This is a genomic window from Aureimonas sp. D3 (assembly GCF_001463805.1).
GTDB classification, from domain to species: Bacteria; Pseudomonadota; Alphaproteobacteria; order Rhizobiales; family Rhizobiaceae; genus Aureimonas; species Aureimonas ureilytica_A.
The window spans coordinates 20,628-45,664 of the sequence record NZ_BBWM01000032.1; the positions used below are offsets into that span (position 1 = coordinate 20,628).

The 25,037-nt window shown below is 66.9% G+C and carries 24 protein-coding genes; 13 read left to right on the plus strand and 11 right to left on the minus strand.

The genetic code is table 11. The features are described 5' to 3' along the window. Positions 1-101 precede the first annotated feature (101 nt). Complete coding sequence (locus AUL36_RS08490; RefSeq protein WP_058635879.1) at positions 102-806, minus strand: GntR family transcriptional regulator; 705 nt, start codon at positions 804-806, stop codon at positions 102-104. Between the two features lie 170 nt (positions 807-976). Then, positions 977-2,647 (minus strand): AMP-binding protein, encoded by a 1,671-nt coding sequence (locus tag AUL36_RS08495; protein ID WP_062219754.1) that lies wholly within the window; start codon positions 2,645-2,647, stop codon positions 977-979. Between the two features lie 261 nt (positions 2,648-2,908). On the opposite strand from AUL36_RS08495, the gene AUL36_RS08500 reads away from it, so the two are divergent. Both AUL36_RS08500 and AUL36_RS08505 read left to right on the plus strand, forming a co-directional pair. Then, positions 2,909-4,099, plus strand: a complete 1,191-nt coding sequence (locus AUL36_RS08500) for a M20 metallopeptidase family protein (RefSeq protein ID WP_062219756.1) — start codon at positions 2,909-2,911, stop codon at positions 4,097-4,099. A 181-nt stretch (positions 4,100-4,280) separates the two neighbouring features. Beyond that, a complete protein-coding gene (locus tag AUL36_RS08505; RefSeq protein ID WP_062219757.1) occupies positions 4,281-4,817 on the plus strand; it encodes a gamma carbonic anhydrase family protein in 537 nt (178 codons plus the stop codon). Between the two features lie 437 nt (positions 4,818-5,254). On the opposite strand, the gene AUL36_RS08510 is transcribed toward AUL36_RS08505, so the two are convergent. Further along, the gene (locus AUL36_RS08510) at positions 5,255-5,455 is read right to left on the minus strand and encodes a heavy-metal-associated domain-containing protein (protein ID WP_062219758.1); all 201 of its coding nucleotides are present in this window, start codon (positions 5,453-5,455) and stop codon (positions 5,255-5,257) included. Positions 5,456-5,645: 190 nt separating this feature from the next. Here AUL36_RS08510 and AUL36_RS08515 point away from each other — a divergent pair, with 190 nt between their 5' ends. Next, positions 5,646-8,123, plus strand: a complete 2,478-nt coding sequence (locus AUL36_RS08515; RefSeq protein ID WP_062219759.1) for a heavy metal translocating P-type ATPase — start codon at positions 5,646-5,648, stop codon at positions 8,121-8,123. Between the two features lie 42 nt (positions 8,124-8,165). Here the strand turns inward: AUL36_RS08515 and AUL36_RS08520 are convergent, their stop codons facing one another. The 5 genes from AUL36_RS08520 to AUL36_RS08540 form a co-directional block, all read right to left on the minus strand. Continuing rightward, positions 8,166-8,987: a potassium channel family protein gene (locus tag AUL36_RS08520; RefSeq protein ID WP_082655722.1), complete on the minus strand. Its 822-nt coding sequence runs from the start codon at positions 8,985-8,987 to the stop codon at positions 8,166-8,168. 417 nt (positions 8,988-9,404) lie between these two features. After that, on the minus strand, positions 9,405-10,310 hold the full coding sequence (locus AUL36_RS08525; protein WP_244497077.1) for a GGDEF domain-containing protein: 906 nt from the start codon (positions 10,308-10,310) through the stop codon (positions 9,405-9,407). A gap of 340 nt (positions 10,311-10,650) precedes the next feature. Next, complete coding sequence (locus AUL36_RS08530; protein WP_062219760.1) at positions 10,651-11,793, minus strand: AAA family ATPase; 1,143 nt, start codon at positions 11,791-11,793, stop codon at positions 10,651-10,653. Between the two features lie 249 nt (positions 11,794-12,042). Further along, positions 12,043-12,759 carry an SDR family NAD(P)-dependent oxidoreductase gene (locus tag AUL36_RS08535; protein ID WP_062219761.1) on the minus strand — a complete coding sequence of 239 codons (717 nt, stop codon included), beginning with the start codon at positions 12,757-12,759 and terminating at the stop codon, positions 12,043-12,045. A 4-nt stretch (positions 12,760-12,763) separates the two neighbouring features. Beyond that, on the minus strand, positions 12,764-13,795 hold the full coding sequence (locus AUL36_RS08540; RefSeq protein WP_062219762.1) for an aldo/keto reductase: 1,032 nt from the start codon (positions 13,793-13,795) through the stop codon (positions 12,764-12,766). 416 nt (positions 13,796-14,211) lie between these two features. Between AUL36_RS08540 and AUL36_RS08545 the strand changes: the two genes are divergently transcribed. Then, a complete protein-coding gene (locus AUL36_RS08545) occupies positions 14,212-14,847 on the plus strand; it encodes a LysE family translocator (protein WP_062219763.1) in 636 nt (211 codons plus the stop codon). Between the two features lie 76 nt (positions 14,848-14,923). Here AUL36_RS08545 and hslV read toward each other — a convergent pair whose 3' ends face one another. Continuing rightward, a complete protein-coding gene (gene hslV / locus AUL36_RS08550) occupies positions 14,924-15,487 on the minus strand; it encodes an ATP-dependent protease subunit HslV (RefSeq protein ID WP_019994664.1) in 564 nt (187 codons plus the stop codon). A gap of 353 nt (positions 15,488-15,840) precedes the next feature. Between hslV and hisB the strand changes: the two genes are divergently transcribed. The 4 genes from hisB to hisA are packed head-to-tail and all read left to right on the plus strand — an operon-like array spanning position 15,841 to position 18,326. Then, positions 15,841-16,449, plus strand: a complete 609-nt coding sequence (gene hisB, locus AUL36_RS08560; RefSeq protein ID WP_062219765.1) for an imidazoleglycerol-phosphate dehydratase HisB — start codon at positions 15,841-15,843, stop codon at positions 16,447-16,449. Positions 16,450-16,462: 13 nt separating this feature from the next. After that, positions 16,463-16,933 (plus strand): DUF2628 domain-containing protein, encoded by a 471-nt coding sequence (locus AUL36_RS08565; RefSeq protein ID WP_062219767.1) that lies wholly within the window; start codon positions 16,463-16,465, stop codon positions 16,931-16,933. Positions 16,934-16,938: 5 nt separating this feature from the next. Next, a complete protein-coding gene (gene hisH, locus AUL36_RS08570; protein WP_062219769.1) occupies positions 16,939-17,592 on the plus strand; it encodes an imidazole glycerol phosphate synthase subunit HisH in 654 nt (217 codons plus the stop codon). After that, on the plus strand, positions 17,592-18,326 hold the full coding sequence (gene hisA, locus AUL36_RS08575; protein ID WP_062219772.1) for a 1-(5-phosphoribosyl)-5-[(5-phosphoribosylamino)methylideneamino]imidazole-4-carboxamide isomerase: 735 nt from the start codon (positions 17,592-17,594) through the stop codon (positions 18,324-18,326). Before hisH ends, hisA begins: the two co-directional genes overlap by 1 nt. 60 nt (positions 18,327-18,386) lie before the next feature. Here hisA and AUL36_RS08580 read toward each other — a convergent pair whose 3' ends face one another. Continuing rightward, the gene (locus tag AUL36_RS08580) at positions 18,387-18,929 is read right to left on the minus strand and encodes a DUF4142 domain-containing protein (RefSeq protein WP_062219774.1); all 543 of its coding nucleotides are present in this window, start codon (positions 18,927-18,929) and stop codon (positions 18,387-18,389) included. A gap of 325 nt (positions 18,930-19,254) precedes the next feature. Here AUL36_RS08580 and hisF point away from each other — a divergent pair, with 325 nt between their 5' ends. The 4 genes from hisF (at position 19,255) to AUL36_RS08605 (ending at position 21,923) form a co-directional block, all read left to right on the plus strand. Then, positions 19,255-20,058, plus strand: a complete 804-nt coding sequence (hisF, locus tag AUL36_RS08590) for an imidazole glycerol phosphate synthase subunit HisF (RefSeq protein WP_062219777.1) — start codon at positions 19,255-19,257, stop codon at positions 20,056-20,058. Between the two features lie 77 nt (positions 20,059-20,135). Then, a complete protein-coding gene (locus tag AUL36_RS08595; protein WP_062219779.1) occupies positions 20,136-20,465 on the plus strand; it encodes a phosphoribosyl-ATP diphosphatase in 330 nt (109 codons plus the stop codon). Between the two features lie 5 nt (positions 20,466-20,470). Next, positions 20,471-21,430 (plus strand): type I pantothenate kinase, encoded by a 960-nt coding sequence (gene coaA / locus AUL36_RS08600; protein WP_058635894.1) that lies wholly within the window; start codon positions 20,471-20,473, stop codon positions 21,428-21,430. A gap of 148 nt (positions 21,431-21,578) precedes the next feature. After that, a complete protein-coding gene (locus AUL36_RS08605) occupies positions 21,579-21,923 on the plus strand; it encodes a PilZ domain-containing protein (protein ID WP_062219781.1) in 345 nt (114 codons plus the stop codon). Between the two features lie 37 nt (positions 21,924-21,960). Here AUL36_RS08605 and AUL36_RS08610 read toward each other — a convergent pair whose 3' ends face one another. Beyond that, complete coding sequence (locus AUL36_RS08610; RefSeq protein WP_062219783.1) at positions 21,961-23,091, minus strand: epoxide hydrolase family protein; 1,131 nt, start codon at positions 23,089-23,091, stop codon at positions 21,961-21,963. Between the two features lie 227 nt (positions 23,092-23,318). Between AUL36_RS08610 and AUL36_RS08615 the strand changes: the two genes are divergently transcribed. After that, positions 23,319-24,878 carry a glucan biosynthesis protein gene (locus AUL36_RS08615; RefSeq protein WP_062219785.1) on the plus strand — a complete coding sequence of 520 codons (1,560 nt, stop codon included), beginning with the start codon at positions 23,319-23,321 and terminating at the stop codon, positions 24,876-24,878. Positions 24,879-25,037 lie beyond the last annotated feature (159 nt).

Consider the following 25,037-nt stretch of genomic DNA (forward strand, 5'->3'; position numbering starts at 1 on the left):
GAGCGTGGACGCCTTCGCGCATACCGGCGCACGAATGCTGCTCGGTTGACGGCGCGAGCCACGACCGCTCGCGCTCCCTCAGTCTCGACGGGGCGATCGGCTCAAAGCGCGATGTCGAGCTGGCCGCCGCGCGAAAACAGCGTCTGCACTTGGCGCACGATCTGCTCGGCGTGGATGCGGGCGAGGCGGTCGGCGCCCTCCTGATCGCGCGCGGCGATCTTGAGGATGATCTCCTCGTGCTCGTCCACGAATTGCTGCGGCAGGCGGTCCTCGTAGGAATTGTAGTAGATGCGCAGGATGCGCCGCCCCTCGTCCAGAATGCGGTTGAACAGGCCGAGGAAATAGGGATTTCGCCCCGCTTCCGCGATCGCGGAATGGAAAGCGGCGTTGGTGGCGATCATGGCGAGCGCGTCCTGATCGGCCACCGCGCGGGCGAACTCGGCCTGGCGCGCGCGGATCGGCTCCAGGTCTTCGGGCCGATGATGCTCGGCGGCCAGCCGCGTGGTGACGCGGTACATCAGCACCAGAGCGTCGAAGAACGTGTGCAGGTTCAGAAAGTCGATATGGGCGACGACGGCCGAGCGGTTGGGCAGCGTGTGCACCAGCCCCTCGCCCGAGAGGCGCACCAGGGCCTCGCGGATCGGCGTGCGCGACATGCCGAAGCGCTCGGCCAGTTGCACCTCGTCGATCGGGCTCCCCGGCGGCAGGACGAGGTCGAGGATCTCGTCGCGCAGGAGGTCGTAGACCATTTTCACGCCGGAGCCGCGCTTGCGCTCGGGCGCGGGCGTGTCGGCTGGCTCGCTCATGACAGGTCCTCGTGTGGCGGGTCGCTTCGGGCGGCTCCCCGCCGAACCGGCGCGCAAGGCCCATTCCGCGATAGCCGCTTCGGCGCCTGCATACAAACCTTATCCAATGGATGAAAGAAAGTCCCAGGTGCGTCGTCAGCCCCGTCCTCGGCCGGCCTGCGCAGAAAATGTCAGTCGCGCAGCGCCCGGCGCAGCACCTTGCCGACGCCGCTCTTGGGCAGTTCGTCGCGGAACTCGATCTCGCGCGGGCGCTTGTAACCGGTCAGGTTCTCGCGGCAATATTGCTTCACCGCCTCCGCGCTCAAGCCATCGTCGGAGCGCACGAGAAAGAGCTTCACCGCCTCGCCCGAATTCTCGTCGGGCACGCCGACCACGGCCGCCTCCGCCACGCCCGGCATCCGCGTCACCACATCCTCGATTTCGTTGGGATAGACGTTGAAGCCCGAAACGTTGATCATGTCCTTCTTGCGATCCACGATGCGGATTGCGCCCGTCTCGTCCATGATGCCGATGTCGCCGGACTTGAACCACCCGCCGGGTGCGAAGGCGCGGCGCGTGTCCTCCGGGCGGTTCCAGTAGCCGATCATGACCTGCGGCCCGCGAATGGCGATCTCGCCGGCCTCGCCCGGCAGCAGATGCGTCTCGTCGTCCGACAGGATGGAGAACTCGGTGGACGGCAGCGGATAGCCGATCGTGCCCGTATAGTCCCGACTGGTCACGATGTTGCAAGCGGCCGAGGGGGAGGTTTCCGACAGGCCATAGCCCTCGCAGATCGTCTTGCCCGTCAGGGCCAGCCATTTTTCCGCCGTCGCCCTCTGCACGGCCATGCCGCCGCCCAGCGACATGACCATATGGCTCCAATCGACGCTGGCGGCGTCCTTGTGCCGGGCGATCGCGCCGAACAGCGTGTTGACGGCGGGAAAGAGATGAAACGGCCCGCTTTTGAGCGTCTTGATGACGGCGGGAATATCGCGCGGATTGGGGATCAGGAGATTGCAGCCGCCCTGGCGCAGCGACAGCATCATGTTCACGGTGAAGCCGAAAATATGATAGATCGGCAGCGCGCAGACGGTCACCACCTGATCGCTCGCGGGCACGAGGCGCGTCGCCGGCCGGTTCCAGAGTTCGGACTGGAGCACGTTGGAGACGATGTTGCGGTTGGTCAGCACCGCGCCCTTGGCGACACCCGTCGTGCCGCCGGTATATTGCAGGATCGCCGGCTCCTCGGCCGTGCGCCGGATGGGCATGAAGCGCCCGCCCGCGCCCTGGCTCAACGCTTGGCGCCAGCGAACCGCGCCCGGCAGGCGATAGGCCGGCACGGCGCGCTTGACGTAGCGCAGCACGAAATTGACGAGATGTCCCTTCAGCCCCGGCAGCATGTCGCCGACTGAAGTCACCACCACATGCTCCAGCGCGGGCACCTCGGCGCGGCACTGCTCCAGCGTATGGGCCATGTTTTCAAGCACGACGATGGCTCGGGCGCCCGAATCGTTCAGCTGATGGGCCAGTTCGCGCGGGGTGTAGAGCGGGTTGGTGTTGACGACGACCAGACCCGCCCGCAGCGCGCCCGCTACGGCCACGGGATACTGGAAGATATTGGGCATCATCAGCGAGATGCGATCGCCGGGCTGAAGGCCGAGGCCCTGAAGATAGGCCGCAAAGCGCGTGGAGGCGCGGTCGAGGTCGGAATAGGTGAGATCGACGCCCATGAGGCGGAAGGCGGGACGCCCGGCGAAATTGCGGAACGCCTCGTTCAGGAGATCGGCCAGCGTCTCGTAGGGCACGGGGCCGAGCTCCGCCGGCATACCCTCGGGATAACGCGCCAGCCATGGCTTGTTCATATCCGCCTCCTCCCATGCCCCGTTCCGTCTCTCGTCTTCTCCCAAAGACATGAGGCGGGGCAAGCGCGAACAGACTACTCTTCCGTAAACGTCAATGTCATCTCCTTTTCTCGTGATATGGCTTCCTTCCTTCTGCCGCTTCGCACTGGAAAGCGCGCGCGAAACGCGGGACAAGAGAGAAGGAGACCCAGCGCGGTGCCGTCATGGCCCGGCGGGGATGCGAGCCCATAGGCGAGTACGAACAGGACTGAAGAGACGCCGATGACCAGCAATCATATCAGACCCCGGATCGAGGCGATCGCCGGCGAGATCGAACCCGCCCTCATCGACATCCGCCGCGACCTGCACGCCCATCCCGAACTCGCCCATGAGGAAGTGCGCACCAGCGGCGTGGTGGCGCGCGAACTCGCGCGCATCGGCGTGCCCCATCGCACCAAGGTCGGTGGCACGGGTGTCATGGCGACGATCGACACCGGCCGCCCCGGCCCGACCGTGCTCCTGCGCGCCGACATGGACGCGCTTCCGATCCAGGAACAGACCGGCCTGCCCTATGCCTCGACCATTCCCGGCAAGATGCATGCCTGCGGACACGATCTCCACACCGCGACGCTGATCGGCGTCGCCGAAGTGCTCCAGCGCATCGCGCCCGATCTCTCGGGGCGCATCGAGCTGATGTTTCAGCCGGCCGAGGAAGTGTCGGATAGCGGCGCGGCGAAGATGATGCGCGACGGCGCGCTGGAGGGCGTGGATCTGGCGCTCGGCTTCCACAACTACCCCGGCGAGCCGGTCGGCCGCTTCTCCTTCGTGCCGGGCGTCGCGGGCGGCTCGTCGGACGAGTTCACCATCACCGTCTCGGGCCGCTCCGGCCACGCCGCGCGCCCGCATCTGACCGCCGATCCGATCGTCGGGGCCGCGACGCTGGTCCTGCAACTCCAGACCATCGTCTCGCGCGAGATGAACCCGATGCGCCCGATCGTCCTCACCATCGGCGTCATCGAGGGCGGGCTCGCGCCCAACATCATTCCCGACGCGGTGCGCCTGCGCGGCACGGTGCGCACCCATCTGGACGCCGACCGCACGGCCATGGAAGCGGCGATCCGGCGTCATTGCGAGGGCGTCTCCACCTCGCTCCGGCTCGAATGCCGTCTCGACTGGGAGCGCGGCACGCCGCCGCTCGTCAGCGACGAGCGCGTGATGCGCGCCACGATGCGCGCGGTGGAAAATCATTTCGGCCGCGAGGCGCTTCTGGAAGCCAGCCCCTCGCTCGGCGCGGAGGATTTCGCGCTGATTGGCGAGAAGGTGCCCGCCTTCCAGCTCGGCATCGGCTCCATGACGCCGGGACGCCGGGACGAGCTTCACAATTCGGACTATCAGCCGGACGAGCGCGCCATCCGCAACGGCGTCGTTGCCCTGTCGCTCGCCGCCTGCGAGTTGCTGAGCCCCAGCGTCTGACTAAGAGTGCCTAACAAAACCTCCGGGCGGAGGCTGGTCGAGGGATTTTCGTCAGTCCGCGCGGAGCGAAGCGCAGTCGATGCTGGCGGCATCGGCGAGCATTCGGGACAAAGCGGCTGGCGAAAAGACACGACAAGCCGACCCCGCGAGGTATTGTTAGGCGCTCTAAAGGGAGGTTCCCATGCCCGTCTATGCCCTCGACGATCTGACGCCCCGCCTCCCCGCGCCCGACCGCCTCTTCATCGCGCCCGATGCGCATGTGATCGGGGACGTCACGCTGGGCGAGGATGTCGGCATCTGGTTCGGCGCGGTGCTGCGCGGCGATCGGGACACGATCACGGTCGGCGCGCGCACCAATATTCAGGAGGGAGCGATGCTCCATGTCGATCCGGGCTTTCCGCTCACGATCGGCGCGGACTGCACGATCGGCCATCACGCCATCGTCCATGGCTGCACCATCGGCGACAACACGCTGATCGGCATGGGCGCGACGGTGCTCAACGGCGCGCGCATCGGCCCCAACTGCCTCGTCGGCGCGGGCGCGCTGGTGACGGAAGGCAAGGAGTTCCCCGAAGGCTCGCTCATCATCGGCGCCCCGGCGAAAGCCGTGCGCCTGCTGGACGAGGCGACGCTCAAAGGCCTCAAGCGCTCGGCCGAGACCTATGTCGAAAACGCCCGGCGCTTTCGCGGGGGCCTGCGGGTGGTCGAGGGGTTTTGAGGGCGGGGCGCGCGGGCAACCACCGCCCTGCGCTGAACGCCGCTCGGGCCTCTGCGTAGCGCTGCGATGATGTGGGGGTGCGGGCGATTGATCTTGAAAGAGCCATCCTGGGACGGCTCGCGATCCACCAACCCAAACCAACCGCCGCATCAGCCTCCCGGGAGTCAGCTCGAGACAGCGCCGGGAGAGGCCGGCGATAGAGGTCCCCTCTTATCCAGCTTGCAGCGCGGCCGACGCCTGCCATCAGCACAAAAAGGCAGCCAAGCGGCCAGCCGATACCATCCGGCTGAGCTGGCCATCCTGCTCTTGCGACATTGCGCGTATGATCTCATACTCGAACGCGAAGGCAGGATCATTTGCAACGGTGCGAATAGAGACCATTCATTGCCTTTGAGGCTGTCGCCTCCAGCCCCCAAACCCAGCCTTCGCCGAGCGTGCTACGCCGGCAGGATCTGCGCGGGATAGCCGGCCTTCGCCAGCGCGCTCACCAGCGCTTCGCCTTCCGCCTGCGTCGTCACATCCGCTGTGCCGCTCGGCCGGTCCACCTGTACCTGTGCGCCGGGGTCGAGGCGCTGGATGGTGCGGGTCACCGCGCGGGCGCAGCCCTCGCAGGTCATATCGTCGATCCGCAGTTTCATGATCCGTCTCCTTGAGGCCTGTCGATAGGGGCGGGAATTTCCCATGACATGGGGCTGGACGGCCGGGCTTGGCAAGGCCGGTCTGTTTTCGACAAGGTCCGGCCTTGACCTTCCCGCGCGGGAGGCTTCCATTTGAGGAAGGCAGCGCTTTTTGAGAGCGTGCGATCGCGACAATGTCGGACGCCCAGCCATGAACGAGATCCTTCCTGCCCGTTTGATGTCCTCCAGTCTCACCCTGCCGGTGGAGGGCATGAGTTGCGCCTCCTGTGTCGGGCGCGTCGAGCGCGCGCTTCGCGCGGTGCCCGATGTCACCGAGGCCTCGGTGAATCTCACTACGGGCGAGGCCCGCTTGCGCTTTGCCGGCCCGGCCGATGCGGCTGCCGCCGTTCGGGCGATCGAGGACGCCGGCTACGACGTGCCGCCGCGCCGCATGACATTCTCCGTCGAGGGCATGAGCTGCGCATCCTGTGTCGGCCGCGTCGAGCGCGCGCTCCGCGCCCTGCCTGACGTGACCGAGGCGTCCGTCAATCTGGCGACGGGGCAGGCGCATGTCACGGCGTCTCCCGCGCTCGCGCCGGCCGATCTCGTCGCGGCCGTGGAGGAGGCCGGCTACGACGCGCGCCTGGACAGCGACACGCCGCCACAAGCGAGGCGGGACGAGCGCGCGGCCCGCGCCGACGCCGAAACTGATGGCCTCAAGCATCGCGCGCTTCTGGCGCTGGCGCTCGCCGCGCCGCTCTTCGTTGTCGAGATGGGCGGCCATCTCGTGCCCGCCCTGCATCACACCATAAAGGGCGCGATCGGCATGGAGACGAGCTGGCGCATCCAGGCCGCGCTGGCGACGCTCGTGCTCTTCGGCCCCGGCCTGCGCTTTTATCGCATCGGCCTGCCGCTCCTCCTCAAGGGCGCGCCCGACATGAACTCGCTGGTCGCGATCGGCACGCTCGCGGCCTATCTCTATTCGCTGGTCGCCACCTTCGCGCCCGCGCTCCTGCCGGCCGAGGCCGTGCATGTCTATTACGAGGCGGCAAGCACCATCGTCGCGCTGGTGCTCATCGGCCGCTGGATGGAAGCGCGCGCCAGAGGGCAGACGGGTCAGGCGATCCGCGCGCTCGCCAAGCTTCAGCCGGCCGAGGCCGAGCGGATCGACTCTGGAGGCCAGACCCAGCGCGTTCCCATCTCCGCTCTTCGCCCCGGCGATCTCGTCGCCATCCGCCCCGGCGAGCGCGTGCCGGCCGACGGTCGTGTCGAGGAGGGCGCGAGCTTCGTGGACGAGGCCATGCTGACCGGCGAGCCCGCCCCGGTGCGCAAGGAGCCGGGCGCGGCGCTGACGGGCGGCACGGTGAACGGCGCGGGCGCGCTGACCCTGCGCGTCGAGAAGGTCGGCGGAGACACGGTTCTGTCGGGCATCCTGCGCATGGTGGAAGAGGCGCAGGGCGGCAAGCTGCCGATCCAGGCGCTGGTGGACCGGGTGACGCTCTGGTTCGTGCCGGCCGTCATTGCCGCTTCGCTCGCCACTTTCGCGCTCTGGCTGGCGCTCGGCCCCGCACCCGCCCTGCCCCATGCGTTGAGCGCCGCCGTCGCCGTTCTGATCATCGCCTGCCCCTGTGCCATGGGTCTGGCCACGCCGACCTCGATCCTCGTCGGCATCGGGCGCGCCGCGCGCCAAGGCATTCTGTTCCGGCGCGGCGAAGCCTTGCAGGCGCTCGGCACGGCCCGCCTCGTCGCCTTCGACAAGACGGGGACGCTGACCATCGGCCGCCCCGCGCTCGGAGAGATTCGGACCGCGCCGGGCTTCGACACGGACGAGGCGCTGCGTCTGGCCGCCTCCGCGGAGGCGCGCTCGGAGCATCCGATCGCCCATGCGCTGGTGGAGGCTGCCAAGGCTCGTGGCCTCGCGCTCGCACCCGTCAGAAGCGCGGAGGCTCTGCCCGGCTTCGGCCTGCGCGCCGAGGTGGAGGGGCGGCGCGTCGAGATCGGCGCGCGGCGCTTCATGGAGCGGCTTGGGCTCGACCCAGCCCCGTTCGATGCGGAATCAACGGCGCTGGCACAAGGCGGCGCAACACCGCTCTTCCTGGCGCTGGACGGCCAGCTCGCCGCGCTTCTGGCCGTCAGCGACCCGATTCGAGAGGACGCGGCCGAGGCCGTCGCCGCGCTGAAGCGCGAGGGCCTGCGCACGGCGCTCGTCAGCGGCGATGATCGGCGCACGGCCGAGGCCGTCGCGCGCAGGCTTGGCATCGACGAGACCGTGGCCGAGGTTCTGCCCGAGGGCAAGGTCGAGGCCATCCGGCGGCTTCAGCGCGATCATGGGCCGGTTCTGTTCGTGGGCGATGGGATCAACGACGCGCCCGCGCTCGCCGCCGCCGAGATCGGCATGGCCGTCGGCTCGGGGACGGATGTCGCCATCGAGGCGGCCGATATCGTGCTCGTCGCCCCCTCGCCGGGCAATGTGCCCCGCGCCATCGCCCTGTCGCGCTCCGTGCTCGGCAACATCCGCCAGAATCTCGGCTGGGCTTTCGGCTACAATGTGCTGCTGATCCCGGTCGCCGCCGGCGCACTGTATCCCGCCTTCGGCCTTCTGCTCTCGCCGGTCTGGGCGGCGGCGGCCATGGGCCTGTCGAGCACGCTGGTTTTGCTCAATGGTCTACGTTCGGGCCGGGGCGTCTGACGTTTCAGACCGGTTTGACGTTTCACGTGAAACAAAGGGTGCCTACTGCGCTCCCTCGTCGGGGATCGCGAGCATGTGTCCGCAGGCCTTGCAATGCACCGCATCGGGCTCGTGCCGTTGCAGGGCGCATTGGGGGCACGGGAAGAAGACCTTGTAGGGTTTGAACAAGGCCTGCGCCAAGCGCACGAAGAGCGAGATGCCGACGATCATGGTGACGATCGAGGTCAGCTTGCCGGCCGTGCCCGGCAGGGTGATGTCGCCGAAGCCCGTCGTCGTCACGGTCGCCACGGTGAAGTAGAGCGCGTCGACATAGCCCTCCATGCCCGATCCCTCGCGTGCGAAGGCGGTGTAGATGAAGCCGGTGATCAGGAAGAGGCAGGTCAGAAGATTGATCGCCGCCCGCCCGACATCCTCCCATTCCGGGTAGCCGCGCCGGCGCAGCGAGCGCCAGAAGAGATCCTTCTGCGAGAGCGTCCAAAGACGCAGGATGCGCAGGAAGCCGAGATTGGCCAGCCAGAGCGGGGCAAGCAGCGTCGCCAGGACGATGAAATCCACCCAGACCGTCGGCCGGGCGATCCAGTGCCGGAAGGAGCGTGCGGCGAGCGCCCGCGTGCCGAGATCGAGGATCAGAAGCGCGGCGACGGAATAGTCGATCCAGAGAAAGCTCGGCTCCTGCTCCAGCACCGGGGCGAAGATGAAGAAGACGATGATGGCGAGATCCACGATCCCGACCGCCCATTGAAACCGCACGGCTCGGGGCTCGTCGCCGACATAGAGCGCGCGCAGCGTCTCGCGCCAGGCGGCATGGCGAATGGCCGGTTCGGGCGGCGTGGAGGACGGGCGGTGGGTAAGCGGCTTGACCATGGTCTTCCAAGAGAGATGACGACCGGAGACTGTCCGCTCCCGTCCCGACGCGGGTTTGATCATGAAGCGTCGCGGGAGGATAGGGACAGAGAGTTGAGCAATTGCCGAGGCTTCGCGCCGTTCGGCGCTCAGATCGAAGCGTCGCGGCTTCCGATCGTACCCAGAGGGCGGGAAGTCGTCGAAGCGCTCGCCTCCTTGCTCACGTGAAAAGCTGATCGACGGCTCTCAACACCGAGGGCACGAAAATACTTCGTTTCCCTCAAACGCAGCCCGTGTCGGCCGCATTGTCATGGGCACGAAAGGCGAGCGAAGCGCCAGGCTTCGTGCGCCAACCAAGGGGGGCGCAAACGGTTTGCCTCGAACCGCGCGGCCAGCCTATCGTACCCGCCCTGACGCCAGCCGATACCTCGTCCGTCTCTATGACGCCAGCATCAGGCGATTGCGCCCGCCGCGTTTGGCGTCGTAGAGCGCCCGATCGGCGCGCGAATAGGCCGTGTCCGATCGCTCTCCCGGCTGAAGCTCCGTCGCGCCGGCGGAGCAGGTGAGCACATAATCGGGGTCCTGCGCGATCTTGCAGGAGTGACTGATGAGAGAGAGCAGCCGGTTCAAGATGGGCTGTGCCGCTTCTGCGCCGACGCCCGGCAGGATCACCATGAACTCTTCGCCGCCCAGCCGCCCGAGCGCGTCGCAGGTGCGAAGCCCCGCGCGCAGGGTCCTGGCGACATCCACCAGAACGCTGTCGCCCGTCACATGGCCGAAGCGATCGTTTACCGTCTTGAAGAGGTCGATGTCGAGAATGCAAAGGCTGCCGAGAGGGCGGGAAGGCGGGACGTCAGTCACCAGAACCGTCTCCAACACATCCATGATATGCCGCCGGTTGGAGATGCTGGTCAGCGGGTCGGTCTGCGAAAACCGAACGGCGATGTCGCGCTCCTGGCGCAGTTCACGTTGCGAGCAGCGCTGGCGCGTGATGTCGGTTCCCACGAACAGCATAAAGCCGTCCGGCATGGTGGATTCCACGATCCAGAGCCAGCGACCGTCCATCAGGTCGGTTTCCGCGCTGAGGCTCGCCACCTTGCCGCGGCGCGACAGGGTGGACTGCAACCAGTCCTCGAAACAGGGATGGGAAATCCGCACGCCCCGGCCCGCATGATAGTTCCGGCGCATGAGGTCGCACCAAAGGGGAGTCTCGCCGGGCTCGATGAAGAAGGCGGTGCAAAAGGCCTCGTTCGCGTAAACCAGCCGCCCCGAGGGATCGTAGATCCCTATCAAAGCCTGCGTGTGGCCGAGAAGAGCCCAAATGTCTGGGGTCAGGTCCTGCATCCCTGTTCCGTTCGGTGCCATGGCCTTTTGGGCCACTGAGCCTGTCTGTGGGCTCTTAGCCGGAAACAGATCAAGTCCTTCCTAACGGCCGATATGCTCTTTGCCGCCAGTCACCATGTCGCACGGCCGGTCCGGGACGCTCAGCGAAGATTTCAGACATTCATGCGCCGAGCAGCGCTGCGCCCTGTTGAAATGCGGCACCGGCCGCATCGACCCTCTTCCAAACCTGTTCGCTCCTTTGCGGCCGGAGCGAGCCATGGTTCTGCGGGGCGACAAGGACAGACGGTAGCCGGTTCGATGTCTCGAAGGCAGGATGAAGTGGCCAGCCTCCCCCTTGCCCCTATCGCTTGGGCCAGGTCCAGGCAGGGCCTTCGCAGTCCGGGGCGGCCGTTTCGCCGAAGCTTTTTTCCAGCCGCACCTCCTCACAGCCGCCGACCTCACGCAACGCCGCGATCAGCGCCGCGCTGTGGCTGACGAGCACGATCTGCGTCTGCCGCGCGGCGGTCTTCAGGAGATGCGCCAGCGGGGGCATCAGCGACGGGTGGAGGCTCGCCTCCGGCTCGTTCAGCACCATCAGCTCGGGCGGGCGGGGCGAGAGAAGCGCGGCGACGAGCAGGAGAAAGCGCAGCGTGCCATCGGAGAGTTCCGTAGGCCCGAGCGGACGCAGGAGCCCGTGCTGGCGAAGCCGGAGGCCAGCCGGATCGTCCAGGAGGCGCGATCCCGGAAAGGCCGCCTCGATCGTCTCGTCCAGCGTCCGCGCGTCGCCGATCACCCGAATGGTGGCGAGGGCTGCGGCGAGATCCGCTCCGTCGCTCGCCAGAACCGGCGTATAGGTGTGGATGCCGGGGCGGCGGGCCGGCGCGTCCGGGTCGGTGCGCAGCGCGTCGTAGAAGCGCCAGTCGCGCATCCGCTCGCGCATGGAGAGAAGCTCGAACCCGTCGGCCGGATCGGCGCAATGCGTCACCATGGAATCGAAGGGCGACAGCGCATCCATCGCCTCGCGCCAGACGCCGCTGTCGGACATGCGCAGCCGCACCAGGGCATTACGGCGCTCGGCAAAGAGCGAGCTGCGCGACAGCCGCTCGCCCGTCCACATCGCCTCCCCCTTGATGACAGGGTCGAGCGGAAACGGGTTCTCCGGGCTCGGCATTCCGAGATCGATCGCATAGCCATAGGCATCGCCCGCAAAACCCAGCGCCAGGCTGATCGGCTTCGAGCGCGGGCCGCCCTGAATGGGAACGCGGCCCTGGCGCATAGTCCGGCTGATCGTCTCCGGCCCGGCCCAGAGCGTGGAGGTGAAGCCGCCCTCCTGCGCCAGCGTCGCGATCAGCCGCCCCTGCGCGGTCTCGGCCAGCAGCCGCAGCGCGCGGTAGAGGCTGGTCTTGCCGCTGCCATTGGCGCCCGTCACCAGCGTCAGCCGCCCGAGCGGGATCACCAGATCGCGCAAGGACCGATAGTTGGCGACAGCCAATGTGGTGAGCATCAGGGGACCTCGTGCCCGTCCGTCCGAGCCGGCTTTCTAGCACCAATGCCCGCGCCCGGCATGGCCCCACGCGGTCCGCCGGATGGGCCGAAGAGCGTTCGGGTTTCCTGATGTCGGCCGATACGTGGGCCGCTGGCGCGAGGGGCTCCACCCCCCTTGTTCAGCCCGTTGTAGAGGAGCCCCACTCCCTTGCGGTGGGATCGGGGCCGCGTCTTTTCAGACGGCTCGAACACCACCTGATGAAACCGTTCACGCGGGAATGCGCTGCCCGTCCCAGGCAAAGCAGCCGCCACTGTCGTCCGGCGCAAGAGTAGAGAGGACCCGCAGCAGGTTGCCGGCCGCCGCCTCGGGCGTCACGCGCACGGCGTTGCGCGAGAACGGATCGCTCAGCGCGGTTTCCACCGTGCCGGGATGCAGCGCGACGCAGAGGGCGGCGGGATGGGTGCGCTTCAACTCCAGGCTCAGCGTCTGCACGATCATGTTCAGCGCGGCCTTGGACGCGCGGTAGCCGACCCAGCCGCCGAGCCTGTTGTCGGAGATCGAGCCGACGCGGGCCGAGAGCGCGGCGAAGACCGCCCGCCCCTCGCGCGGCAGAAGCGGCAGCATGTGCTTGGCCACCAGCGCCGGCCCGGTCGCGTTCACCGCGAAGAGGCGCGCGAAGGCGTCCGGCTCGATCTGCCGCCAGGTCTTTTCCGGCTGCACGCCCTCGCCATGCAGAAGCCCGGTCGCCACGATCACGAGATCGGGCGCGCCGCTTGCCTTGACGCGCGCGGCCGCCGCCGCGATCGAAGCTTCGTCCAGAAGATCGAGCGTGCCAGCGCGGATCGCAGGATGACCCGGAGCGCGGCCGGAGCGCGAGAAGGCCTCGACCTCCGCCCCGCTCTCGGCCAGCGCGAAGGCCAGAGCGCCGCCGACGCCGCCGGAGGCCCCGATGACGACGGCCCGGTGAAACGCGCTAGCGCTCATCAGCTTACCAGCGGGTCGGCTTGGGGTTGCGCTCGTCGAAATCCTTCTGGTGCCAATAGGGATAGACGGGCTCGCGATGCGAGGCCTTGTCCAGTCGCTCGATCTGGCCCGGGGTCAAGCTCCAGCCGACCGCGCCGAGATTCTGGCGAAGCTGCTCCTCGTTGCGCGCGCCGACCACGATGTTGCACACGCCCGGCCGTTGCAGCAGCCAGTTCAGCGCGACCTGAGACACGCTTTTGCCCGTCTCGGCGGCCACCGCGTCCAGCGCGTCCACGACATCATAGACGTAGTCGTCCGAGGCCGGCGGCCCGCCGACCGCGCCGCCCGAGGCGATGCGCCCGCCCTTGTTCTCCTGCCCGCGCCGGATCTTGCCGGTGAGGCGGCCCCAGCCGAGCGGACTCCAGACCATGAGGCCGACGCCCTGGTCGAGCCCCAGCGGCATCAGCTCCCATTCGTAGTCGCGCCCGATCAGCGAGTAATAGCCCTGATAGGCGACATAGCGCGCGAGCCCGTATTTCTCGGAGGTCGCCAGCGACTTCATCAGATGCCAGCCGGAGAAGTTGGACGCGCCGATATAGGAAATCTTGCCGGCCGTGATCAGGTCGTCCAGCGCACGCAAGGTCTCGTCCACCGGGGTCGAGGCGTCGAACCCGTGCATGAAGTAAACGTCGATATGGTCGGTCTCCAGCCGCTTCAGGCTGGCCTCGCAGGCGCGCACCAGGTGGTGGCGCGAAGAGCCGACCTCGTTCGGGCCTTCTCCGTTGCGGAACGTCCCCTTGGACGAGATCAGCACGCGCTCGCGCTTGCCCTTCAGCGCCTGCCCCAGCACCTCCTCCGACACGCCGCCCGAATAGATGTCGGCCGTGTCGAAGAAGTTGACGCCATGATCGAGGCAGAGATCGACCATGCGCGAGGCATCGGCCACATCGGTCGCGCCCCAGCGCTGGAAGAACTCGTTCGACCCGCCGAAGGTCGCCGTTCCCAGGCTGAGAACGGGCACTTTGAGACCCGATTGTCCGAACCGCCGATACTCCATGGGGAAACTCCTTGCTCCGGGCCGGCCTGCGAATTCATCCGCCCGGCGCTGGCAAGGCCGACTTAGCGCCGGGGGCGCGGCGGGAAAGGGTGAGGGTTGGGTTATGGCAGGCTGGAACCTGAAGCTAGCTCATAGACTCCCGAGCACCGTCGAGGCCCATCCGGTCGACGCGAGGCAGCCCGTGGACTGGGCCACGCTGGGGCGAGAAACGCGGTCGGTTCGTGCGATCGAGCCAGCCTCGGCTCGTCTTAGGGCTTACGCGGACCCCCTCGGTCGTACCCGAGGCGTTCGCCGATCCCTTCCCCTTGTAGACCGGCCTCACCGGGCTCCATCTCGTCGGCCGAATCGTAGCCGGCAACACTCTTGCCAAATCTTCGAATCGATGGATTGCTTCGGCGTCCAACCGGAGAAATCGCATGTCTCTCGAGCATTGGCTGGCCTTCGTCGCCGCGTCGGCGGTTCTTCTCGCCATCCCCGGACCGACCATCCTTCTGGTCATCTCCTATGCCCTCGGCCATGGCCGCAAGGTCGCGACCTCGACGGTCGCCGGCGTGGCGCTCGGCGACTTCACCGCCATGACCGCGTCCATGCTGGGGCTCGGCGCGCTTCTGGCCGCTTCGGCCACTGTCTTCACCGCGCTCAAATGGATCGGCGCGGCCTATCTGATCTATCTGGGCATCAAGCTCTGGCGCGCGCCAGTCTCGACCGGAGTCGTGAACGACGCCGCAGAAGTGCCGAACGAGAAGCCGCTGCGCATCTTCCTGCACACCTATGTCGTCACGGCGCTGAACCCCAAGAGCATCATCTTCTTCGTCGCCTTCCTGCCGCAGTTTCTCGACACGACGCGGCCGGTGCTCCAGCAGATGATCATCTTCGAGGTGACGTTTCTGGTTCTCGCCACGATCAACGCCGCGCTCTACGGCATCCTCGCTTCCATGGCGCGCCAGACGATCCGCAGGCCGAGCGTCCAGCGGACGGTCAATCGCGTCGGCGGATCGCTCATGATCGGTGCCGGCCTGCTCGCCGCCGGGTGGCGCCGGTCGGCCGCCTGATCGACAAGGCCGGCTGGAACCGACGTTCCAACCGGCCTGATCCATGAGGTAGCGTTTCGAACTTGCGCTTTACGCCTCACGCGTCCGCGTCGAGGCTTTCCAGCACCACATTGCCATTGGTGTAGATGCAGATTTCGCCCGCGATCTTCATCGCGCGCCGCGCGATCTCCTCCGCGCCGAAATCCGTGTCGGCCAGCGCCCGCGCCGCCGCGAGCGCATAATTGCCGCCCGAGCCGATCGCCATCACGCCGTTTTCCGGCTCCAGCACATCGCCATTCCCCGTCAGCGTCAGCGTCACGCTTTTGTCGGCGACGATCATCATCGCCTCCAGCCGGCGCAGATAGCGGTCGGTGCGCCAGTCCTTGGCCAGTTCCACACAGGCGCGCGTCAGCTGGTCCGGGTACTGCTCCAGCTTGGCTTCCAGCCGCTCCAGAAGCGTGAACGCATCGGCCGTCGCGCCCGCGAAGCCCGCGATCACCTGCCCGTTCTTGCCGAGCCGGCGCACCTTCTTCGCGTTGCCCTTCATCACCGTGTTGCCCAGCGAAACCTGCCCGTCGCCCGCCACCACGACCTTGCCGTTCTTGCGAACGGTCACGATCGTCGTGGAATACATCTGCGCGGGATCGTGCCGCTCCATCATGGTCTCATGCCCTTTGTCTCGAACTCCGGCCCCATATGGGATGCGCAAGGCCGGTGCGCCAAGGGGGCGCGATGGCGGATGGCGAAGAGCAGGGGCGCTGCCCCTGTACCCCGGCAGGGGAAATGATTTCCCCTGCACCCCTCGTTCGTTTGGATCGTGTCCGAGATCGGGGAGGGCCGCTGGCCCTCCCCGATCTCGGAAAAGGTCCCAAAAGACAGGAAGGGTTCGGGAAGTCCTTCCTGAGCGGGGCTCGGGGCGGCAGCCCCGCCTTTCACATCCACCATCACGCCCCTTGGCGCACAGGACCTTGCGCCTGTATGAAGCCCGTGAGTTTAAGACGAAGGGTCAGGAACATGGGCGTGACGGCGGGTCGGCGCGACGGGGCGGTGGATCGGGCGACGAAGGAGACGCAGATCCGCGTTCACGTGGATCTCGACGGGCAGGGCCGGGCAACCGTGCAGACGGGCGTCGGCTTCTTCGATCATATGCTGGATCATCTGGCGCGCCATTCCTTGATGGACATCCGGGTCGAGGCCAAGGGCGACCTGCATGTGGACGACCATCACACGGTGGAGGATGTCGGCATTGCGCTGGGTCAGGCGATCCGGCAGGCGATGGGCGAGCGGCGCGGCATCCGGCGCTATGCCTCGCTGGATCTGGCGATGGACGAGACCTTGACGCGCGCGGCGGTGGACGTGTCGGGCCGGCCGTTCCTCGTGTTCCGCACGCGCTTCCCAACCGAGAAGATCGGCACGTTCGACACGCAGCTGGTGCGCGAGTTCTTTCAGGCCTTCGCGATGAATGCTGGGCTGACCCTGCATATCGAGACGCTCTACGGCGAGAACTCGCACCATATCGCCGAAACCTGCTTCAAGGCGGTGGCGCGGGTCTTGGGCGACGCCTTGCAGATCGACCCGAGGCAGGCCGATCTCGTGCCCTCCACCAAGGGCATTCTGGCGTGACGGACGAGCGGTCATGAAGCGGTTTCGCGTCTTCGAGCCGCCGGGTAGTGTGGAGGCCAGCGAGAAGGCGTTGTTCGTGCGCGACGGGTTTTCGCTGGTCGCGCTGCTCGTGCCCGCGCTCTGGCTGCTTTGGCACCGCCTGTTTCTGGCCGCCATCGCGGTCTTCGCGCTGGATGTCCTGTTCGGCTGGCAGGCGGGCACGAAGGGTTTCGGACTGGCGGCCGCCGCGCTGCCGCTTCTGATCGGACTTCTGGTCGCGCTGGAAGGTCCGAGCCTCAAGGCCTGGAAGCTCCGGCGGCAGGGCTGGCGCGAGACGGCGGCCCTGATGGCGAGCGACCGGGCCGAGGCCGAAATCCGCTATTATGCGGGCATGAAAGCTGGCGGAGGGAGCGAGATTCGAACCCACGACACGTCACCCGCCGCGCCCCAGAATTCTGACGAAAGCCGCCCCTTCGGGCCAGCGCCCTCCCCCCTTTCGGACTGAAGCTGATGCCGACACTTGCGATCATCGACTATGGCTCGGGCAATCTGCGCTCGGCCACCAAGGCTTTCGAGCGCGCCGCGCGCGAGGCCGGGCTCGACATGGACATTCGCCTGACGGACGACCCGGAGGTCGTGCGCCGGGCCGACCGCGTGGTGCTGCCGGGCGTCGGTGCCTATGCCGATTGCCGCGCGGGCCTGCATGCGGTTCCGGGCATGGAAGACGCGCTGCTCCATGCCGTGGAAACGCAAGGGCGGCCCTTCCTCGGCATCTGCGTCGGGATGCAGCTCATGGCCGAGCGCGGGCTGGAAAAGACGATCACGCAAGGCTTCGGGTGGATTTCCGGGGATGTCGAACCGATCGTGCCAAGCGATGCCAAGCTGAAAGTGCCGCAGATCGGCTGGAACACGATCGAGCTTCGCCACCCGCATCCGCTTCTAGAGGGCATTCCGACGGGCGAAGGCGGGCTGCACGCCTATTTCGTCCATTCCTACCATCTCGTGCCGCGCGACGAGACCCAGGTGATCGCGACCGTCGATTACGGCGGTCCGGTCACGGCGATGGTCGCCAATGGCAACAAGGCCGGCACGCAGTTCCATCCCGAAAAGAGCCAGACGCTGGGTCTGGCTCTGATCGCCAACTTCCTGAAGTGGAAGCCCTGATGCCCATTCTCTTTCCCGCCATCGATCTGAAGGATGGCGAATGCGTGCGCCTGAAGCTCGGGCTGATGGAGGAGGCGACGGTCTACAATCCCGATCCGGCGGATCAGGCCGAAGCCTTCCGCGCGCAGGGCTTCACGCATCTTCACGTCGTCGATCTCAACGGCGCCTTCGAGGGGCGCGCGGTGAATGCCGGCGCGGTGGACGCGATCCTCGGCGCGGTCGGGGCTGAGATGAAGGTGCAGCTCGGCGGCGGCATCCGGCGCATGGAGGATATCGAGCGCTGGCTGGACAAGAGCCTGTCGCGCGTCATCCTCGGCACGGTGGCGGTGCGCGATCCCGATCTGGTGCGCGAGGCGGCCGGGCGTTTTCCCGGGCGCGTCGCGGTCGGCATCGACGCCAAGGGCGGCTATGTCGCGGTGGAAGGCTGGGCGGAATCCTCGACCCTGACGGCGATCGATCTCGCGCGGCGCTTTGAGGACGCGGGCGTCTCGGCCATCATCTACACCGATATCGACCGGGACGGCATCCTGGCCGGCATCAACTGGGACTCCACGATCGAACTCGCCGGCGCCGTCCGCATTCCGGTGATCGCCTCCGGCGGCTTGGCCTCGATGGAAGACATTGAGCGGCTGGCGAGCCCGGACGCGGCGAGCCTGGAAGGCGCGATCAGCGGCCGCGCGCTCTATGACGGGCGCATCGACCCTGTGGCCGCGCTGGCGCGGCTCGCGCGCTGAGCTTCGTCAAAAAGAAGGGCAGGAGCCGTCATGGCCCCTGCCCCCTGAACCCCGCTTCGGTTACGAGGCGCTGACCTTGCCGAGCATCGTGCGATGCATTTCGAGCGTCGGCAGCGTCTGCGCGGCGAATTCCTTCACCGGACCGGCCTCGCCATTCATCGAATAGCCCTGGAACAGGCCCACGGCCTCGTCATGGGCGGCCAGCTGCTGCTGGAGGTAGAGCGCGTTGAACTGCGCGCCCGAGGCGGCGCGAAGCTCTTCCAGCATGCGCTCGTGCTTCGGGTCGAGGCGCGTGGGAATCTCGCTCTTCGGGCCGGCGGCGAGAGCGGCCTCGAGATTGGCCCCCGCCTGGGTGTGATCGTCGATCATCTTCTGGGCGAAGCGCTTCACTTCGGCATTCTGGGACTTTTCGAGCGCCAGACGGCTCGATTCGATCTCGAACATGTTGGACGAGACGGCCATGGTGACGAAATCGCCCTGCGTGGTTGCCGCCTTCATTTTGGTCGGCGTGCCGGTGGCGGGCGTGACGGCCTGCTGGGCCTGCGCGGCGATCGGCATGGCGAACAGGGCGGAAAGCGCCATGACGGCGATGGTCTTTTTCATGATGTCCTCGATGGAAAGAGCCGACGGGCTGGTCGGCTGTCGGGGAGTCAACGATCCTTCCAAGGCCCCGTTCCGGTCGTCAGGCGCTTTAATCTTCAGTTTGCCAAAGAATACGGGGGTGTTATTCTGGCTCATGGACCAGCTCCTGTTTCCGTGATGGAATCGAATGCCGCTGCGGCGTCACTTTGTTTCACGTGAGACAGGTCGGCGCTCATACTTTCACCGACTTGCGAAGCGGCGCGCCTGCGGCGATAAGCACCGCGACGAGGCGTACCGCGCCTCCCGTTCTCCCTGCCGGCCCGCCGGACTGGATAAGGTTCGCCTGATGACGCTCAAGGCCCGCATCATCCCCTGTCTCGACGTCAAGGACGGCCGCGTGGTCAAGGGCGTCAATTTCGAGGGGCTGGTGGATGCCGGCGATCCGGTGGAGGCCGCGCGCCGCTATGATGCGGCCGGGGCGGACGAACTCTGCTTTCTCGACATTACCGCGTCGTCCGACAATCGCGAGACGATCTTCGACGTCGTGGCACGCACGGCCGAAGCCTGTTTCATGCCGGTGACGGTGGGCGGCGGCGTGCGCGAGGTCGCCGATATCCGCAAGCTGCTTCTGGCGGGCGCGGACAAGGTGTCGATCAACACGGCGGCCGTGAAGCGGCCGGAATTCGTGGCGGAAGCCGCCGACAAGTTCGGCAACCAGTGCATCGTGGTGGCGATCGACGCCAAGCGCGTGGCAAGCCCCGAAGGCACGGCGCGCTGGGAGATCTTCACCCATGGGGGGCGCACGCCGACCGGCATCGACGCCGTGGAATTCGCGCGCCGCGTCGTGGCGCTGGGTGCCGGCGAAATCCTCCTCACCTCCATGGACCGCGACGGCACCAAGGCCGGCTTCGACATCGGCTTGACCCGCGCCGTGTCGGACGCCGTGTCCGTGCCGGTGATCGCGTCGGGCGGCGTCGGCTCGCTCGACCATCTCTCCGCCGGTGTGCTGCAGGGCGGCGCGGCGGCGGTTCTGGCGGCCTCGATTTTCCACTTCGGCACCTATACGATCGCTGAGGCCAAGCAGCATATGGCCAAAGCCGGCATTCCCATGCGCCTCGACGCGGCCCCCGCCGCGCCTCGCGCTCACTGACCCCGCCCGGTGGACCGCCCCCCGCGATCCGCCAGCGGTTCGAACTCTTCGCCCGAACTGAGATGACGATAGTTGAGATGACGATGTTCACGCTGGCCGATCTCGAAACCATCGTCGCCGCCCGTGCCCGGTCGGACGATCCGACCTCCTACACCGCCAAACTCGCCGCGCGCGGCCTCTCGAAGGCCGCGCAGAAGCTCGGCGAAGAAGGCGTCGAAACCGTGATCGCGGCGCTCACCGAAGACGACGCGGCGCTGACCGGCGAGGCGGCGGATCTTCTCTATCACCTCCTCGTCGTTCTCCATCTGCGCGGCCTGCCCCTGTCGGCCGTGATGGACGAGCTTCAGCGCCGCACGGCCCAGACGGGTCTTCAGGAAAAAGCCTCGCGGCCACAGGGGGCGAGCTGAGCACGATGGACAGCCGCTTGCCCAACCCCGCCTCGTCGCCCTATCGCTTCTTCACCGCCGCCGAATGGGCGACCTTTCGCGGCCGGGAGGCGCTGACGCTGAGCGCGGACGAGGTGCGACGGCTGCGCTCGCTGGGCGATCGGATCGATCTCGAAGAGGTCGAGCGCATCTATCTCGCCATGTCGCGCCTTCTCTACGCCCATGTGGAATCCTCGCAGACGCTGTTTCGCCAGCGGCGGCGCTTCCTGCGCGGCTCCGACCAGACCAAGACACCCTTCGTCATCGGCATCGCCGGCTCGGTCGCGGCAGGCAAGAGCACGACGGCGCGTATCCTCAAGGAGCTGCTCGCCCGCTGGCCGGGCACGCCCAAGGTCGATCTGGTGACGACCGACGGGTTCCTGTTCCCGAACGCCGTGTTGGAAGCCGAAGGGCTGATGCAGCGCAAGGGCTTTCCCGAGAGCTACGATGTCGGCGCGATCCTGCGCTTTCTCTCCGACATCAAGGCCGGGGCGCGCCATGTCTCGGCGCCCGTTTATTCACATTTCGTCTATGACGTCGTGCCCGGCGAGGAAGTGACGGTGGACCAGCCGGATATCCTCATCTTCGAGGGGCTGAACGTGCTTCAGGTCCGCGACATGCCCAAGGACGGGAAATTCATCCCCTTCGTGTCGGACTTCTTCGACTATTCGATCTATATCGACGCCGATATCGACGACCTGCACCGCTGGTATGTCGCGCGCTTCATGCGCCTGCGCGAAACGGCCTTCCGCGAGGAAGCCTCGTTCTTCCATCGCTATTCCAAGATCACGGACGAGGAAGCACTGGAGGTGGCCAACCGGCTCTGGACCACGATCAATCAGCGCAACCTGTTCGAGAACATCCTGCCGACGCGCCCGCGCGCCGACCTGATCCTGCGCAAGGGCGGCGATCATCTGGTCGAAGAAGTGGCGCTGCGCAACATCTGACGGCTCGCAGAATGGGCCGTCTGTCCGTCGCCCTTAACGCGGGCTAATGCCGTTAACCCTAAACATTTGTTAAGCTTGCCCGATGTCGGCTCATGTTTCATTTAGGGGTTGTGGAAACACCCTCTTCCATGAAACCGAAGGAGCGGACATGCTGGAGAAGAGACAGGCCAAGCGGCGGCGTGTGTGCCTTCATGGATCGGTGACCTCCGGTCTGACCCATGCGATCATTCCCGTTCAAGTGCGCAACGTGTCCGCGACGGGCGCGCAGATTCGCGTCGCAGACGGCGCTCTTCCCGGCCGCGAGATCGCCTTCCGCGTGGATCGCACGGGCGAGGTTCAGGAGGCGGAGGTGGTCTGGCGCTCCATGGAGCTTTACGGCCTTCGCTTTCGCACGCCGGAGGCGCATCAACCGGGTAGTGTAGAGACCGAGACGCCGACCGACGATCACGATTCCAGGCTGGCCCGCTGGCTTGAAGCGCAGCCGACGCTCTGACAGGCGACCGATCGGGCGCTCTGCCATCCGAAGCGCCTTACCCCCGCGCCCAGGCGCGCAAATCCGCCACCAGATGATCCGGCGCTTCCAGCGCGGTGAAATGGCCGCCTTCCGGCATCTCGCTCCAGCGCGACACGGCAAAGCCCTTTTCCACGAAGGCGCGCGAGGGCCAGGGGTGGAGCGGGTCGGGGAAACAGGCAAAGGCGGTCGGCACCTCGACCCGCTGCCCCGGCTTCAACTGGCGGAAACCGGCCTTGGCCGCCGCGCTGTAGTAGCGGATGGAGGAGTGGAACGCCCCGGTCGTGTGATAGATCATCGCCGTGTCGACCAGTTCGTCCAGCGTGAAGATCGCCTCGAACGGGCGCGAGCGACGATCCGACCAGTCATGGTAGCGCTCGATGATCCAGCTCGCCTGACGCATCGGATCGTTGCCGACGAGCCATGACAGGCTCTGCGGCCGCGAGCCCTGAAGATGGCGATAGGCTCCCATCTCCGCCTCGATCTGGGCCATCCGCCGCTTCCATGCGCGATCCTCCTCGCTGTCGGGCTCATCGGCGGGATGAGGAAACATCATGGTGAGATGGATGCCCTCCAGCGAGCCGGGATGGCGCAGCGCCAGAAGCGAGGTGACCAGCGCGCCCCAGTCGCCTCCATGGGCGCGGTATGTCCTGTATCCCAGGACATCGCGCATCAAGGCGTCGAAGAGATCGGCCGTCCGCGCCTGATCCACGGTCTCGGCCGGATGGTCGGAAAAACCGAAATTCGGCAGGCTGGGGATCACGAGATCGAACGCGTCCTCCGCCCGGCCGCCGAAGCGCGAGGGATAGGCGAGCGGCTCGGCGACGCGCCAGAACTCGCGAAAGGAGCCCGGCCAGCCATGGCTCATCAGGAGCGGCCGCCGCCCCTCCGCCTCGCCGACGATATGGACGACATGCAGCCCGACGCCCTCCACCTCGACCCGGACTTGCGGGAAGCGGTTGAGCCGCGCGAGCACCGCCTCGCGCTCGTAACCCTCCAGCCAATGCCGCTGGACTAGGCGCAGGAAAGCCGGATCGCAGCCCATGCTCCAGCCTTCGCCCTCCGGCGCGGGCGCGAACTCGTAGGCTGCGACACGCGCGCGAACGCGCTCGAACAGTTCGGGCGTCCAACTCACTTCGAACGGGGTCATGGCGTCTGGTCCGCTGATGTCTTCGGAAGGAAGACGCCGACGACCGCAGGGCGGTTGCACGAAAAAGAGCGTGCGCTGCCGCACCGGGGTCTCGCTCCGCCAACCATGCCAGCCCCGCCATATCCCCGCCGCCTCGCTGTTGCAGAGCGGAAAGGCTTGGCGTCCAGTTGACAGGACCGCATGATGGCTCCTACTGCCGCCCGACTTCGAAAGGGATCTGACCGCGCATGACGATCGACCTCACCCGCCGTGACCTGATGATGGGCCTTGCCGCGCTGGGCCTTGCGGGCCAGACCAAGCTGGCCTTGGCGCAGGAGAAGGGGCTGACCTTCGACGCGCCCCAGCCCTTCTCGTTCGACCGCCTGGTGGAGCGCGCACGCCAGATGGCCGCCGAGCCCTACGTGCCCGAAGTGCCCCGCGCCGCCGATATTCTGGAGCGCATCGACTTCGATCAGCACTGGCGCATCAAGTTCAAGTCGGAAGACACGCTGGAGCTGAACAACGGCAAGGCGCCGATCCGCTTCTTCTTCCTCGGCCGTTATTTCAAGCTGCCGGTGGGCATCCATGTGGTGGAGAACGGCGAGGCGCGCACGCTGCGCTACGACCCCAATCTGTTCCAGATCCCCGATGACAGCCCGGCCAAGGAATTGCCCGACGATATCGGCTTCGCCGGCTTCCGCGTGCTGGAGCCCGGCTCGGAGGCCGATTGGCTGGCCTTCCTGGGGGCGGCCTATTTCCGCACGTCCGGCGAGGACAATCAGTTCGGCATGTCGGCGCGCGCGCTCGCCATCGATGTCGCCATGCCGACGCCCGAGGAATTCCCGCGCTTCATCGACTTCTTCCTGGAGCCCTCGAAGGACGGGCAGCTCGTCATCACCTGCCTTCTGAACTCGCCGCGCGTGGCCGGCGTCCTGCGCATGGACGTCAAGAAGGGCGGGCCGATCGTCATGGACATCCAGGCCCGCTATTTCGCGCGCGACGACATCGCCCGCTTCGGCATCGCGGCGCTGACCTCGATGTACTGGTATTCCGAGACCGACAAGCAGCGCCGCATCGACTGGCGGCCGGAAGTCCACGATTCCGATGGTCTGGCGCTCTGGACGGGCACGGGCGAGCGCATCTGGCGTCCGCTCAACAACCCCAACAACGTCATGACCTCGACCTTCACCTCGGACTCGCCCAAGGGCTTCGGCCTTCTCCAGCGCGACCGCGACTTCAAGAACTACGAGGATGACGGCGTGTTCTACGAGCGCCGTGCCAGCGTCTGGGTTCAGCCCAAGGGCGACTGGGGTCCGGGCGCCGTGCAGCTTGTCGAAATCCCGACCGACGACGAGATCCACGACAATATCGCAGCCTACTGGCTCTCGGCCAAGCCCGTGAAGAAGGGCGATGCGATCAGCCTCGACTACGATCTCTACTGGGCCAACAAGCAGCCCTTCCCCGGCGATGTCGGCGTGGTCGTTTCCACGCGCCTGGGGCGCGGCGGTGTCGCGGGTCAAGCCCGCCCCGCCGGCGTCACCAAGATCGTCGTCGATTTCGACGGTGGGCTGGTCGCCAAGCTCGGCCGCTTCGATAAGGACGTGAAGCCCGTCGTCACCGCGTCGCGCGGCACGATCAGCAATGTGGACGCCTATTCGGTCAAGGTCGGCACCGCCTGGCGCGTGACCTTCGACGTCGCGGCCGAGGGCACGGAGCCGGTGGAACTGCGCCTCTTCCTGCGCCAGGGCGACACGATCCTGACCGAAACCTGGGCCTACCAGTTCCTGCCGCTGCCCAAAGCCGGCTGAGGTTCTGCCAGAACTCCGAAGGCCGGCCGATGCGCCGGCCTTTTTCGTGGAACGCTCCGGCCGCTTTGTCGCAGACGAAAGGGGCCGGACCCTGCCCTATGTCCGCCCTTCTCACGACGAGCAGGCGGGGTTGGGATGCGAAGAATAAGCCGGGTTCAG